This window comes from Microbispora sp. H10670, from assembly GCF_014161385.1.
In the GTDB taxonomy this organism is placed as follows: Bacteria; Actinomycetota; Actinomycetes; order Streptosporangiales; family Streptosporangiaceae; genus Microbispora; species Microbispora triticiradicis.
On record NZ_JABBWW010000008.1, the window covers coordinates 181,844 to 196,275 of the forward strand.

General features: G+C 68.3%; 13 protein-coding genes. All 13 read right to left on the bottom strand.

What is annotated here, in order from left to right; all coding sequences use genetic code 11:
- Positions 1–56: 56 nt before the first annotated feature.
- Positions 57–1,121, bottom strand: coding sequence for a threonine aldolase family protein (locus HHX33_RS14430; RefSeq protein ID WP_182875036.1), 1,065 nt, complete (start codon positions 1,119–1,121; stop codon positions 57–59).
- Positions 1,118–1,681, bottom strand: coding sequence for a chloramphenicol phosphotransferase CPT (cpt, locus tag HHX33_RS14435; protein ID WP_182875037.1), 564 nt, complete (start codon positions 1,679–1,681; stop codon positions 1,118–1,120). The genes HHX33_RS14430 and cpt overlap by 4 nt, the downstream gene beginning before the upstream one ends.
- Entirely contained in the window at positions 1,678–2,526 is an 849-nt protein-coding gene (locus HHX33_RS14440) for a TauD/TfdA dioxygenase family protein (protein ID WP_182875038.1), read from the bottom strand. Before HHX33_RS14440 ends, cpt begins: the two co-directional genes overlap by 4 nt.
- A gap of 1 nt (position 2,527) precedes the next feature.
- On the bottom strand, positions 2,528–3,793 hold the full coding sequence (locus tag HHX33_RS14445) for an ATP-grasp domain-containing protein (protein WP_182875039.1): 1,266 nt from the start codon (positions 3,791–3,793) through the stop codon (positions 2,528–2,530).
- Positions 3,790–5,379, bottom strand: coding sequence for an MBL fold metallo-hydrolase (locus HHX33_RS14450; RefSeq protein WP_111698967.1), 1,590 nt, complete (start codon positions 5,377–5,379; stop codon positions 3,790–3,792). Before HHX33_RS14450 ends, HHX33_RS14445 begins: the two co-directional genes overlap by 4 nt.
- A gap of 1 nt (position 5,380) precedes the next feature.
- Positions 5,381–6,370 (bottom strand): class I SAM-dependent methyltransferase, encoded by a 990-nt coding sequence (locus HHX33_RS14455; protein ID WP_182875040.1) that lies wholly within the window; start codon positions 6,368–6,370, stop codon positions 5,381–5,383.
- Between the two features lie 108 nt (positions 6,371–6,478).
- Positions 6,479–7,345, bottom strand: coding sequence for a glycosyltransferase domain-containing protein (locus tag HHX33_RS14460; RefSeq protein WP_182875041.1), 867 nt, complete (start codon positions 7,343–7,345; stop codon positions 6,479–6,481).
- A gap of 47 nt (positions 7,346–7,392) precedes the next feature.
- A complete protein-coding gene (locus HHX33_RS14465) occupies positions 7,393–8,478 on the bottom strand; it encodes an FAD-dependent oxidoreductase (RefSeq protein ID WP_165900518.1) in 1,086 nt (361 codons plus the stop codon).
- A 159-nt stretch (positions 8,479–8,637) separates the two neighbouring features.
- Positions 8,638–9,729: a DegT/DnrJ/EryC1/StrS family aminotransferase gene (locus tag HHX33_RS14470; RefSeq protein ID WP_220501815.1), complete on the bottom strand. Its 1,092-nt coding sequence runs from the start codon at positions 9,727–9,729 to the stop codon at positions 8,638–8,640.
- Positions 9,730–9,758: 29 nt separating this feature from the next.
- The gene (locus HHX33_RS14475; RefSeq protein WP_220501816.1) at positions 9,759–11,021 is read right to left on the bottom strand and encodes a glycoside hydrolase family 30 beta sandwich domain-containing protein; all 1,263 of its coding nucleotides are present in this window, start codon (positions 11,019–11,021) and stop codon (positions 9,759–9,761) included.
- A 167-nt stretch (positions 11,022–11,188) separates the two neighbouring features.
- On the bottom strand, positions 11,189–11,935 hold the full coding sequence (locus HHX33_RS14480) for a class I SAM-dependent methyltransferase (protein WP_182875044.1): 747 nt from the start codon (positions 11,933–11,935) through the stop codon (positions 11,189–11,191).
- 380 nt (positions 11,936–12,315) lie between these two features.
- Positions 12,316–13,377 (bottom strand): ParB N-terminal domain-containing protein, encoded by a 1,062-nt coding sequence (locus tag HHX33_RS14485; protein WP_220501817.1) that lies wholly within the window; start codon positions 13,375–13,377, stop codon positions 12,316–12,318.
- 322 nt (positions 13,378–13,699) lie between these two features.
- Positions 13,700–14,419, bottom strand: a complete 720-nt coding sequence (locus tag HHX33_RS14490; RefSeq protein WP_220501818.1) for a formyltransferase family protein — start codon at positions 14,417–14,419, stop codon at positions 13,700–13,702.
- Between the last annotated feature and the right edge of the window lie 13 nt (positions 14,420–14,432).

Below are 14,432 nucleotides of genomic sequence, written 5' to 3' on the forward strand. Positions count from 1 at the left end.
TCAATCAATCCTCTCGGCGACACCGCGGGCCACGACCGAGATCCCCGACAGGGTGACTAGCCGGCCAGCTCCTCGCGGATCACTTCGACGAACGCGTCCACGTCGGCCTCGGTCGTGTCGAACGCGGTCATCCAGCGCGCCTCACCCGGGAGGCGGCCCGAGTCGTAGAAACGCACCCTCTTACGGATGCGGTCCGCCGCCTCCCGGGGGAGGACGGCGAACACGGCGTTGGTCTGCGTCGGCTGGCTGAAGCGGAGTCCGCTGATCTCGCCGGCGGCCAGGCGCTCCTCCAGCGCCGCCCGCAGCCGCGCCGCCATCTCGTTGGCCCGGCTCGCCAGGCGCAGGTGCAGATCGCCGTCGAGCAGCGCGATGAACTGCGCGCTGACGAAACGCATCTTCGAGGCCAGTTGCATGTGCTGTTTGCGCAGGTGAGCGAGCCCGCTCACGGCCCCCGGCCTGAGCACGACGACCGCCTCGCCGAAGAGCATGCCGTTCTTGGTGCCCCCGAAGCTGAGGACATCGACCCCCGCATCCGTGGTGAAATCCCGCAACGGGACACCCAGGGCGGCCGCCGCATTGGACACGCGCGCACCGTCCATGTGCACGGTCATGCCCTTGGCATGGGCGTGGTCGGCGATCTCCCGGATCTCCTCGACGCTGTACAGCGTGCCGAGTTCGGTGCTCTGAGCGATGCTCACGGCCAGGGGCTGCGCACGGTGTTCGTTGCCCCAGCCCCACGCCTCGCGGTCGATCGCCTCGACGGTGAGCTTTCCGCCGGGCGCGTCGACGGTCAGCAGCTTGAACCCGCCGACCCGTTCCGGCGCGCCGCTCTCGCTGTTGTGCAGGTGTGCGCTGTCCGCGGCGATGACGGCTCCCCATCGGGGAAGCATGCCGGTCAGAGCCGTGATGTTCGCGCCCGTGCCGTTGAAGACCGGGAAGACCTCGGCCTGCTCGCCGAAATGCGCACGCATCACCTCGATCAGGTGCGCGGTGTAGACGTCCTTGCCGTAGGCCCTCTGGTGGCCTCCGTTCGCCTCCACGACGGCGGCGATCACCTCGGGGGGCACGCCCGCGCAGTTGTCACTGGCGAATCCGCGGTCGTTCTCGTCGTGACGTCTCATGCGCGGACGGTGCCGGCGCGCGCGGCCTCGGACAGGTACGCCATGACGGCCCGCGCGCACTCCAGCGACTCTGCACGGCCGGTGTCGACCTCCACGTCGTAGACGACTCCCTCGTGTACGACCTCGGCCTGCGACACCGCCATTCCGATCACCCGGTCTCCGCGTGCGATCTCCCTCTCCGCCGCGATCTCCGGGGCGCAGCGCACGCCGACCCACAGCACGTCGAGGCCTTCGAGGTACCGCCGGGTGCGCTCCTGGGAGACACCGCCCCCGAGGAACACCTCGTCGAGGATGATCCGTGCCCCGGCTTTGGCCATCGCGGCGATGCCGCGCATCCAGGCGTCCTGGAGCCGCATGAACTCGTCGCCGACGTTGACCTCGCCGTTGGGCCCGAAGGTCAGTCCCGACTCCGACTCCAGCATCGAAGGCGGCAGCCGCTCGATCAGGTCGTCGACGCCGAAGCTGATCCACGGGTCCGGCAGGATCTCCTTGAGGCGGCGCACCATCGTGGATTTACCCGCGCTGGATCCACCGTTGAGCACGATGACCTGGGTCGTCACTGGATGGGTTCGCCTTCCAAGAGAATGCGCTCCATCTTTCGAATGTGCGGGCGGTAATCGGATACAGCATAGTGCTGGGCGCGAAGATTGTCCCAGATCGCGACGTCTCCTGCCTCCCACTGGACGCGGCACTGGAATTCCGGCCGCCAGGCCAGCAGATGCACCATGTCGAGAATGCGCCGGCTCTCCTGCTCCTCCAGGCCCTCGATGCGGATCGCGGAGGATTTGTTGGAGAACAGCACCTTCTCCCCCGAGGACGGATCCGTGAACACGAGCGGGTGCGTCTGCGGTGGATATTTCTGGCGTATCCGGCCGCGTGTCTCGTCGTCGGCGAAGGCGGAGGAATAGATCCGCATCCAGTCGTGGACCACCCGCAACTCGTCCAGTTCCGAGCGCAACTCGTCGGACAACGATCGGTAGGCCGCGCCCATGTCCGCCCAGCAGGTGTCGCCACCCCACGGCGGGATCTGCACCGCCCGCAGGATCAGGCGGCCCGGAGGCACCCTGCGCCAGTACAGGTCGCTGTGCCAGACGTTGAGATTTCCCGTGTGCTTCTCGTCGTGGTAGATGCCGGTGATCTCCGGATATTCGTGATAGGGCTGAAACGGTGAGATCCCATGGACCACCGGATCGTCCTCGGAGATGAACGGATGCGCCTCCGGCCGGCCGATCCGCCTGGCCACTTTCGCGAAGGCGTGCCGGTCGAGGTGCTGCTGCTTGAAAACCACGACCTTGTGCCGCCGGAGCAGCTCGTCCACAAAGGCGCCGAGTTCCGGATCGGCCGGATCCAGCCGGTACCCGTCGACGGCGACGCCCAGATAGGTTCCCAACCGCCTGGTGTTCATGTCAGTCTCCCGTCACGCTGACCGAGTAGGTCGCGGCGATCTTCTTCATGTCGTTCTCCACCGCCGCGGCCGACTCGCCGAGTACGACGAACCTGCCGGCGGTGTTCCACACGTCCGAGGACCCGTCGAGCACGTCGCCCACCGCGGGGACGGCGGACCACGCCACCGAGCCGGGCAGGTCGCCGAGTCCGCGGACCTCGACGACCCGGCATCTCCGGGCCTCGTCCAGCGGCACGAACATCCATCCGGACGCCGGCAGGCCTGGGTGGCGGTGCGTCTCCGCCGGTCCCGCCAGCTCCGACGGCCCGCCGGTGCACGCCAGCACGGCCTCCCGGGGCAGGTCCACGCCGTAGCTGGTGCGGTGGTGGACCGGGACGCCGGCGCCGCCGAACCGGTTGCCGATCTCCAGGAACACGATCTCGTCGTCGGGGGTGTGGAACAGCTCCAGATGGAAGACGCTGTCGGTGAGCCCGAGGGTCCGGAGGACCGTCTCGGCGAAAGTGAACATCCGCGTCGCCAGCGCCCGGTCGTCCAGCACCACCGAGATCATCGGCTTGCGCTCGTGCTGGAACGCGAAGGCGGTGGTGACGTACCTGGACGGGCACAACCAGCGGACCACGCCGTCGCGGACGACACCGTCGAGGTGGAACACCGAGCCCTCGACGAACTCCTCGGCCTCGTACCGCTCGCCGATGCCGCCGGCCTCGGCGAGCGCGAGCAGTTCCCCGGCGCCCTCAAGAATCCGTACGCCGAGGCTCGCGGCCTGGCTCCGCGGCTTCACCACGATCCGGCCGGGCACCTGGCGGGCGAAGCGCGCGAGGTCCTCGCGGGGGGTGTCCGGACCGAGCGGCAGGAAGCGCGGCACCCGCACCCCGGCCTGGGCCAGCACCCGCTTCATCCCCACCTTGTCCCGGCACAGCCGCGCGGTTCGCGGGCTCGTGCCGCCGACGCCGAGGTGCTCGCGCAGGCGCGCCGCGGGCAGCGTGGTGTGTTCGTAGAGCCCGATGACGCCGGCGGGCGGGCCGAACTCGCCGGCCAGTTCGCGGGCGAGCTCGCAGATGCGGCCGGAGGCGCGGTCGTACGCGTCCAGGTCCCGGGAGTCCAGGTCCAGCGGTGCGATCCGCGCGAACCGGCCTGCCACCTCCGCGGGGAGGCGGGCCGCGCTCCCCCTCGACATCACCGCCGTCACGGTGTGGAGGTCGAAGTCCACCGCGTGCGCCTCGGCGGCGTGGAACCCGACGCAGATGACGTGTCCTCCGGTGGTCATGACCGCAACCTGAGCGACTCGCGCAGGTAGAGGTGCTTGGCCGTGCCACCGAGCGCGTTGACGTAGTCGACGAGTTTGCCGCTGTCGACCATCGCGGGGTGGCTCTCGTCGTAGTCCACGCACATCACCGCGCCCAGCCAGGGCTCCTGGCCCATGGCGTACACGTAGACCCTGGACGCCCCCAGCGCGTCGACTATCGCCGCCGCCTGTTCGAAGTTGCTGCCCCGCAACCGCCGCCCCGCGTCGATCCTGCGTTCCAGCCGCTCGGGGAACAGCGGCCCGTAGAGCCAGCTGACCGGGGCGCCGACGCTCTCCATCCCGATGAACACCGTGTCCACCTTGCCCACCGCCGCGGCGACCTGCGGATAGAGCTGCGGCGAGATGTTGGTGGAGTCCGCGGCGAACAGGACCCGGCTGCCGTCGAGGTCCAGCAGCCAGCCGGACTTGGTGCGGATCCTGATGTCGCCGTGCTCGCCGAGGAACGGCAGAGCGGTGATCGTCCCACCGGGCGTCTCCAGCGTTTCGAGGTCGTCCAGCTCGACGACGTCGTGGAAACCCAGCACGCGCAGTATCCGCCGCAGGTCCGGGTCGACGAGGCTCGAATGGGAGGATTTCGCGATGACCACCCGGCCCACCCGGTTCCTGATCCTCAGCAGGGTCTCGAGCAGCATGTGGTCCTGGTGGTTGTGCGTGATCAGCACGTGGTCGATGTGCTCGGGAAGGTCGTCGAAGGTGAACCGGCCCGGCGCGCCCCCCGAGTAGCCGCCGTAGCTGATCACGGGGTCGACCAGGAACGAGACACCTCGATGACGGACGTACACGCACGCGTGGCCGACGTACTCGATGACGTCGCCGGTCGGACGGACCGGCGGCTCCCCGTCCTGCTCGAAGAACGTGCGGAAGACCTCGGCGCGCTCGCCTGCCAGGCCGAGCCCGGCGACGACCCGGTCCAGCTCCTCGGTGGTGAGCCCGCCCCGGAACACCGCGTCGAGCAGCTCGGAGTCCAGCGGGACGGTGACCAGCACCTGCTCCGGGCCGTACTCCAGCACGGGGGTCGTCAGCGCGAACTCCCGGGTGTCCTGGTGGACGACGGAGAACCTGACCTGCTGGTAGCCGCTGTCGAAGTAGCGGGACGAATACAGGAGAGGTTCGATGAACCGGTAGTCCGGGGTGCGGTTGTCCCGTCCGTAGAACATCTCCACACGGCCGGCCAGCGGCTCCGGCAACCGCTGGTAGGCGTCCTCCATCGAGGCACCGGTCTGCGCGGGGAGGATCGTCTTCTCGAATTCGTCGATGGCGGCGGCGAGTTCCGTCAGCGGCGCGTACCGCTCGGCCGCGGCGTCGTACCACCGCTTGATGGCCTCGTACGAGCCGTCCCGTTCGTGGACGAACGGACCGCCTCGGAAGCGGGCCTGCTTCAGCGCCGTCCGGTGTGCCTGCGGATTGGCCAGGTACGACTCCACCAGCGGCCGGTAGTGGTTCTGCCAGTACTTGGCGAGCGTGTGCGGCGGCAGCAGGTACGACCAGGCGTACCACCCGGCGACCGCGGGCTCCGCGATCACGTTCCCCTTCAAGGACAGCGTCATGTCAGTCTCCGCGCTCGCAGATGTAGTACTGGAACAGGTAGTCGTCGGCCCGCGCGACGGTCTGCGTCACCCGTAGCCCGGCGTCCGCCAGGTCGGCGGCGTCCACCAGAAGAGGACTGTGGCCGAGCAGGACCATCAGCCCGCCCGGCCGGAGGGTGCGGACCAGTCCCGGCAGGATCTCCCGGGCCCGGGCGGTGGAGACGACCTCGGAGTTGAGGAATCGGCTGAACAGGATGTCCACGCTGGCAGGGGCGACCGCGGGCCGCATCGCGTCCTCGTGGAACACGCGCTCGATGTGCTTGCCGGCGAAGTCGACCATCTGCCTGCTCAGATCCTGGCCGACGGTGCGGATGCGGGCCGGGTTCAGGGCCGCGAAGTCGCGCAGGAACCGGCCGGTGGAGCACGCCGGGTCGTAGGCGAGGACGTCCGCGTCCAGACAGGCGAACCGCGGCTCGAAGACCTCCCTGGTGTACCGCCGGATGTGCTGCTCGCCCAGAGCGAGAAACGCGGCGCGTTCGTCGCTGACCAGCCAGCCGTCCGGCGGGCTGGTCTTCTCGCGGCCCGGATCTCGCTGCTTGCCGAACGGATGCACGATTTCGGTCAACGGGGTGATCAGGTCGAACGCGGTCCGGCGCGCGGCGACGTCGAGCGGCCGGAAGACGACCCGCGCGTCCTCGTCGGACACCCGCACGGAGTCGACCAGCCCGACCACGTTGAACCAGTAGATCCGGCTGCAGAACACGCCCGGCATGTTCGCGTCGACGACGTAATCGGAGATGGTCTTGTAGCCCGCATACCATCCGCGGCCTTCGAGCCGGAAAAGGAAAAGCCGCTCAGGATATCCGGTTAATTTCTCCCGCAGCTGGCAGCCGCCGGGGCCCTGCCATCGGGAGAAATCGCCCCGCATCAGGTCGGCTCTGGCGCCGAGCTCGCGGTCGACGAAGGCCGGGTCCAACGGCTCACCCGGCTTCCAGCTCAGGTCGCGGTCCATCAGTCAATCCCTTGGGAATAGTGGAAATCGTCAGACGGTGGGCAGGTCCGTGGTCCACGCCTTCCCGTGCGCGGCCGGGACGATGTCCGGCCGTCGAAGGCCACCGGCTCAGATACGCACGATCTGGCCGGGGCGCACCGGCGTGGGCCCGGCCGCGTGCGCGACACTCAGCCATTCGGGCAGCTGCTCCGTGTCCAGGAACTCCAGCGTCGCGGCCTTGGTGATGGAGCCGGCGAAATGCAGGTGCGCCGCGCCGCTCGGCACTTCGAGACGGGCGAGCAGCTCGTCGCGTTCCCTCTGGTAGGCGTCGCTCTCGACCCCCCGCTCCGCGAAGTCGTGCACGTCACGCATCACTTCGCTGTAGACCACGTCGGGGATCACCGGTCCGAAGCACTCGAACATCGCCGCGTCGTGGTCGATGCCGACCATCTCCCGTTCGAGGAGGCTCACCAGGGTCCAGTGGTACTGGTCGCTCCAGCTGAACTGCTCGTGGTACCGGTAACCGTGCGCCTGCAGGTGCACGAGCAGCTCGAACTGGTCCGTCGGGGCCTTCGCGTACTTGACGCACAGGTCGTGGATGTCCCCGGCGGGTCCGATGAGTCCGCCGGTGTTGATGTACGGATACCGGCCGGCCGGCGGGCCCGGGTGCAGCGCCATGCCGACCGGGCCCAGCGGCCAGCTGTTCAGTTCGCCGCTGAAGACGACGGGCTGGTCGTACCGCTCGTAGCCGGCTTCGATGTGCCGCTGGCCACGGATGAAAAGGGCGTCGTACGCGTCCGTGACGACGACGAGTTCGTCGCGGGCGGCGACGCGGAGGAGCTGTTCGGCCAGCATCCGCCGCTTGTCGGCGAATTGGTACGCCGACTGTTCGGGGTGCAGGACGACGAGTTCGAGGTCGACCGCCTCGCAGGACGGATTGAGAAGGCGGACGAGAAATGGATGCGTTAAATCGGTTGCTACAGTGATTATCTTCATGATCGAGTCAACATCCTATTCGCCTTGACTGCCAATCGGGCAATTACCTACAACGGGCGGCTCGCCGCGGTGGGATCCCCGACGATTCGCACCACTTCACGGGCGGCGTCGACGCATGTGGATATCTTTCCGGAGAACACGGACGTCACCCGCTCGTTGATTCTGTGGACCAGAGTCGGTCTGGCGTCGGTGTCCTCGACGTGCGGGAGCACCGCCCGGATCGTGAACAGCGATCCCATGTGATCGGCCTCCTCGATTCCGACGAGGAACTCGGACGCGCCGGCCACGAAGAGGGGGAAGTTGGTCGGCGACGGGTTGCGCCGCAGCCCGTTGTCGACCAGGCCGATCAACGGCTCGGGTACCAGCGGCAGCAGACCGACCGTCGAAGCGTGGATGGCGTGCGCGACGTTGCCGAAGAGGAACGTGTCGGTGCCCGCGATGGGGTCGATGCACATGAACGGCCCGTCGAGGATGATCAGGCTGGTGTCCCGGTACTCCGGCGGCAGCTTGACCACCGGCTTCTCGCAGACCTCGAACTTGTACTGCATGGCACGGCCGGGGATCGTGGTCTCGATGTGGTTGAGCGCGGCGTACGTCGCCAGCACCACGTGGTCGAAATCCTCCAGGTCGGACAGCTCGACCGGAGCTCTCAGACGCACCTCGACCAGACTCCGCCGGAGTTTGCGCCAGCACAGCCCCCTGAGCCGTTCGACGTCGATGCCGGATTCCTCGACCCGCAGGGAGATCTCGACGGATTCGCGGCGCAGGAAGGGAGGGTACTGCTCGTAATACTCCAGGCCCATGTGGTCCAGGAAGCCCAGGAACGTCTCCGCGTCGACCAGGCTCTTCTCCCGCGCGATCGCCACGTACCGCCGGCACGACGACACGACGCTCTCCGGGAACTCGGCGGCGAAGGACCCGACGCCGTCCAGCACCGAGCGTGCCGTGTCGATGCTGCGCGGATAGTGGTAGCCGCGATGCAGCCGCCGCTGATTGGTGCTGCTGGCACCCAGCAGCAGGTCGCTGTTGCGTTCGAACAACACGACGTCGTAGCCTGCGCGGTCAAGATGGAGAGCCGACGTGACGCCGAAGATGCCACCACCGACGACCGCGACTCGTGCACCGGCCTGCACCGTCCACCTCCTGGGCTGATCCTCGTGAATGCGCGGTTGTGCAACGCCCGCTCCTGCTCCTGCCGTCGATCGACCGTCCGCGGCGGTCGGCGGTGCCGCGGACTCCGTGCCTTCGCCTGACGACGGACGCGCCTGACGACGCGCCCGAAGACGACGCGTCTATCGATGGACGCGCCTCGCGCTCGACTCCGCCTCGTGGACCGCGTCCGCCACCGCCGCCTGCTCGGCGGCCGTGATGCCGGGAAACATGGGCAGGGACAGACACTCCCGGGCCAGTGCCTCGGTGACGGCCAGCCGCCGGCTGTGGTCCGCCGGCGCATAGGGGCGCATCGGCGACAGCAGGTGGACGGGAGTCGGATAGTGCACCGCCGTGTCGATTCCCCGAGCCCGCAGCGCCGCACGCATCCTCGTGCGATCGGCGCCGGAGACGACGTAGAGGTGGTACGCGTGCTCGACGCCGGTGGCCTCGGTGGGCAGATCCAGGTGTGACCGCGCCAGGAGCCGGCCGTACCGGGCTGCCGCCTCGCGCCGTGCCCGGATGCACCCGTCCAGGTGGCGGAGCCTGACCCGCAGCACAGCGGCCTGTATGGCGTCGAGCCGCCAGTTGTACCCCACGCGCACGTGGTCGTCCCGGTCGGCGCGCCGGCCGTGGTCGCGCAGCTCCCTTATCCGGTCGGCGATGTCGGCACGGTCGGTGGTCACCGCGCCCGCGTCGCCCACCGCCCCGAGGTTCTTGGACGGGTAGAAGCTGAACGTCGTGGCGTCGGCCAGGGATCCGACCCGCCGGCCGTGGTACGACGCCCCATGCGCCTGGGCCGCGTCGCAGATGACGGTCAACCCGTGCCGCCGGGCCACCTCCGTGATCGGGCCGATGTCCGACGGATGGCCGTACAGGTCCACGGCCACGATGGCCCGGGTCCGGGAGGTGACGGCGGGCTCCACCGCGTCGGCGCGCATGGTCCGGTGCCGGGGATCGATGTCGACGAACACGGGCACGGCGCCGACGTGGACGATGGCGGCGGTGGTCGCCATGAAGGTGGCGGACACCGTGATGACCTCGTCACCGGGTCCGACCCCGAACGCGAGCAACGCCGCCTGCAACGCGGTCGTACCCGAACTGACGCCGACACAGTGACCGGCGCCGCAGTATCGCGCGAACTCCCGCTCGAAGGCCGCGACCTCGGGGCCCGAGATGTACCTGCCGTCTTCCAGCACCTCGCGCACGCGGGACCAGACCTCGTCCCGTGGCATCGACCGAGCCAGATCGTTGAACGGAACCTTCATCTGACGCCCGCCACCCCCGGTCCCCCTGGTACCACGATCGTCAGCAGCGCCCGCGGCGGAACGCGCACGGAGATCCCGGACGCGGCCGGGCGAGCCGTGTGCGTCCGGTCCAGCGAGTGGGAGGAATCGGTGAGGTAGGCGGCGGCGCCCGCCCACGACGCGTACGGGCCGGCTGAGACGTCCACGTCGGAGGGCTCGTGGCCGTCGTTGAGCAACTCGACGACGCGGGACGAGTCGGGGTTCTCGAAGGCGGACACCTTGACGGCGCCATCGCTGACGTGGGCGGAGACCCGCCTGGCGCCCGGACGGATGAACCTGCTGAACGCGGCCACCGCCCCCAGCCGCTTGGAGACGTGGAACCGCTCCCCGTCGATGCGGATCAACGCGCGGGTGTCGGCGTCCGGTGACGCTCCGAACCAGTAGATGTAGGCGCTGACGTCGGCCATCGTCAGGCAGTCGTGGATGTTCCGCGCGACGGCGATGCCGTCGGTCGGGTCGCCGCTGTCCCACCGCGCGTTCCAGCCGTCGCCCAGGACGTCCGGGGACCACTCGGTCATCCAGTTCGGCCGCCGCGTCGGCAACGGGCTGCGCGCCATGCGTTCGTGCTCGTTGGCCCGGCTGCCGTACTGATGGGCGCCGTGGATGGCCACGCTGGCGGCGGCCAGCGGGTCGGCCTCGATCGCGGCGGTGAACTCCGCCTGGAAGTTCCAGCCGAGCGAGTCGCAGCAGACGACGTTGAGCGGCAGCCCCTGGCCGTTGACAGCACGACCCACGACCTTGGCGAGGTCGACCATCTGCTCCGTGTTCAGCTGCATGGTGGCGTACGGCCTGGCGATCTCCGGTTCGTTGGCGAAGCCGAGGTCGGTGATCCGGATCCCCTCACTCGCATAGAACCGGACATACTGCAGGAGGTACTCGGCGTAGCCCTCGCGCCAGTCGTCGCCCGCAGGCAGGACCCCCGGCAGGCCACGCAGGGTGCCGCCGTCGGCGTCCGAACCGTTGTCCTTCATGTATCCCGGGGCGCTCCACGCGGAGGCGTAGAACCGGCTGACTCCGTAGGCCTGCGCCTGCTTGGCGAGCCACACCTGCCCGCTGTCGTCGCCGTCCCAGACGTACCGCGGCGGCGCCGCCGGACCGCCTGGATCCGCGGGCTGGATGGACCTGTGGTTGGGATAGACGCCGTCCGCGGAGGAACCGATACACAGTCGCAGAATGCTGAGGCCGGCCCCGGTCGCCGGGCTGAGGAGCAGGTCGAGCACTTCCTGACGGGAGGACTTGGGCAACTCCCGGATGACGGCGGCGCGCTGAAAAGCCTGGCAGAAACCGAAGCCGTGGATCTCCTGATGCTTTGTACCGAAATCTACCCTCGCCTCGAGGGACAATTCATCACCTCCGTCTTCCACAGCCCCGGCTGGGAATCGGCGTCTCACAGGCTGAAGAAGATCATCGAGTTGTAGTCTTCCCAGTGCAACGAGTTGATGCCGAGGCTCTCCCGAAGTGCCGTCAAGCCGGCGAAACCCACATCCGGCAGTGCGCGTGCCGCGGTGAAGCACGGAATCCCCTGCTCCGCCAGCCAGCGGCACAGCACGATGCTCTCCTCGCCCCAGCCCCACTCGTCGGGCCACTTGACGATGTCGTGCACGCTCACCTGGGCCCGCGGAAACCGCGGCAGAATCTCCGCCAGATACCATTCCGCGAACTGCGCGGAATGATCCGAGTCCAGAAACAGATAGTCGGCCGACTCGGGCAACGCCGCCGTCGACTCGCGAACGTCCCCCTGGTGGAAGTGCCAGCGATCCGCCGCGAGATCCGCCGGGACGTTCCGGACGCTGTCGTCGACCAGATCGTAGGAGTGCAACCGGCCCGTCCCGTTGTCGGCGAGCGCCCGCAGTATCCACGAGGTCGACCAGCCGCTGCCGCTGGAGATCTCGACGACGTTCTCCGGGCGCGACTGCCGGATGCGCAGGTACGTCAGCTCCGCCTCGATGTCGCAGACCTGCGGATCCAAACCCTTGGACACCCAATTCGCGTACAGCCGCCGCTGATGCTCTCTGGCCTCTTTCAAATCACGCTCGAAGCGGTGGTAAAGGTCCCGGCTGTGCTCCAGTTCACCATCCGGAAAAGAGACCTTCGCCCATATCTCCTGCTGGTACTCACGGGTGATGTTATGCACGGTCTGCCCCCAATATGAAGATCGAACGGGAAATACGCGACATGGACGGCACCCTGGATCGAACAGCGGCAGGAACCTTCACCGGTCCAGGTGAACGCATATCCGATCAAAATGTCAATCCGGCGGTGCGCCATGACGGCGAAGTCGGAGCCTCGGAATTCGCCGGGCTTGTTTGGTCCGGCCATGCGATTGATACTGGTCCCGATATGCGGCGGGCACGGCTACGAGCGGAACCGCCGCCGGCCGGACTCCTGGACAGGAGGCGGCCGGCGCCGGGTCACCCTGGACGCGTTCCACGCCCGGCGCGGCCATGGTCGCCGCCTCGGGCAGAGCGTTCAACTGGCAACAGCTTTCGGTTGAACGCCGAAAGTTTCGGACTCTCAGGCGCCTGGCGCGCTCGACTCCAACTGCTCCGCGAACTGCATCCAGGAGTCGGCGACCTGGCGTGCGTAGTCGGCGACGGCGTGTGCGCAGTGCTTGGGCACCGCCTCGACCTTGTCCTCCCACTCGAGAATGCCGATTCCGAGGCTGGACAACCGGCGCAGCAGGACGCGGCCGGAATCGGTGTACCGAAGAGAGGGGTCTTTCATCAGCATCTTCAGGATGTCCGACGCCTCTTGAGCCGCCCGCCTGCCCTGGGCCCGGCGCCGCGCCGGCGATGACGACGTGCCACGGGACACGTCCTGCTCCGCCGCCTCCTCCTGGACCGGCGAGCCGGCCGGTGGCTCCTCGCACTCGCCGCCCAGGGCGGCCGGCGCGGGGTCCTCTCCGCTCATGAGGCGTCTGCGCACGTCGAACGCGGTGCCAACGGAGATTCCCGCCTCTTTCGCCACCCGCCTGATCGAGGCGTCCGGATCCGCGCGCAGGATCTCGCCGGCCAGGATGCGTCCCTCGGTCCCGTCGAGTGGTCTCAGTCTGCCGTCCCGTCCGATCCTGCCCCGCGTTTCGGGGATCCGGTCCGCGAGACGTGCCCGGATCGCGGACACCGTCTTGGTGGCTATGCCGGTCGCCCGCGCGATGGCGCGGTCCGACCACTGCGGATGGGAGCAGACGATGCGTTCGGCAGCGGCTTGACGGTCGGCCCGGGTGAGCGGCAGACCGTGCTTGATGTTCGCCGCCACCGCCAGGACGAACAGGTCGTGGCCCTCCCCGTCCTCGACGAACCGCACTTCGATGGTCTCGGAGCCCCGCAGCACGGCCGCCTGGAGCCGGTGCATACCGTCGATCACCCGCATGCTCGGCCGGTGGACGATGATCGGGGGGAATTCAGCCTCGGATTCAGCGAGCATACGCGTGTGTTCGGCGCTTTCTCCGGCTAATCTGGGTGAATCGGCCGGGAGAAGCGCGGAGATGGGAACCACGAAGGTCGAACAAGCGTCGGAAAGAAGATTCCGGGCCAAGGCGCTCTGTTTCTGCTGGGCTTCCTGTTTTTTAGTGACCACGAGCAGATATACCCCCGCGCAAGACGTGATACTGTCTTTGCATGCACGCATGAGCAATATGGAGATTTCCCATATTGATCATGCCGCGTCGAAAGCGTAATAAGATCGTTGACCATCCGTCAAGTGACCTGTTTGACGAAGGGGAGAGCGGTTTCATCGCCTCCCGCCGCCACCGTGCGTACGAGAGGCCGCCGGTCGGGCCCTGCGGGCGTCCACAGAGCTTCCCGGTCCTCCGCCGAAGAATTACGCTGGCCTCACGGCCGCGCGGCGCTGCCAGGCGATGCGGGCCGGGGACACGATCGGACGCGTCCTCCGCGTCTCGTCAGTCCGCAGGGCGGGCACCGTGGTCGACCAGTGCCCAGCGATCACTGATGACCTGGGCGGAGGACGCGGCGGTGAGAGCGCCGAGTTCGGGTTTGAACAAGGGCAGGGCGTCCATCGCCGGCTCCCAGGTGGCGAGCGCCTCGTCCTGCGGAACCTCGATGCGCACCCCCCGTTCGAGGTCGCGCAGGGTTCGCAGAACCAGCCGGATGCCGAGCGGGGCGAGCAGTTCCCGCCACAGGTACTGCGCATCGACGCCCCTCGGCACCAGAACGTGCTCCTGAGCCGCGATGGGGCCCGCGTCCGTCCGTTCCGTGAGGTGGTAGACCGTGCCACCGCTCACCCGGTCGCCGTCCCGTATGGTCCACCTGATCGCATCCCTGCCTCTGTGCAGCGGCAGGAGGCTCGGGTGGTACCCGAGACTGGCCACCCTCGCCCGGGCCCGGGTCGCCCGCCCGATGAACGCGTGCGAGTGCGCGGCGAGAACGACGTCCGTGTGCTCCGGAATCTGATGCGCACGGAGTAACGCGGCCGGGACCCACGGAACACGCCGGGGACACGCCCAGGAGCGCAGCCTGTCCCAGGCCAGGGGGTTGTCCTCGTCCCCGTGGCGCGCCTTCAGGGGCGGCGAGGAGACACCGACGATCTGATGCCGATCGGCCTGAAGCGCCTCCGCCATCGCGGTGGCGAACCCTCCCTGCCCGGAAAGGAAGATATTCACGACTCCACCTCCT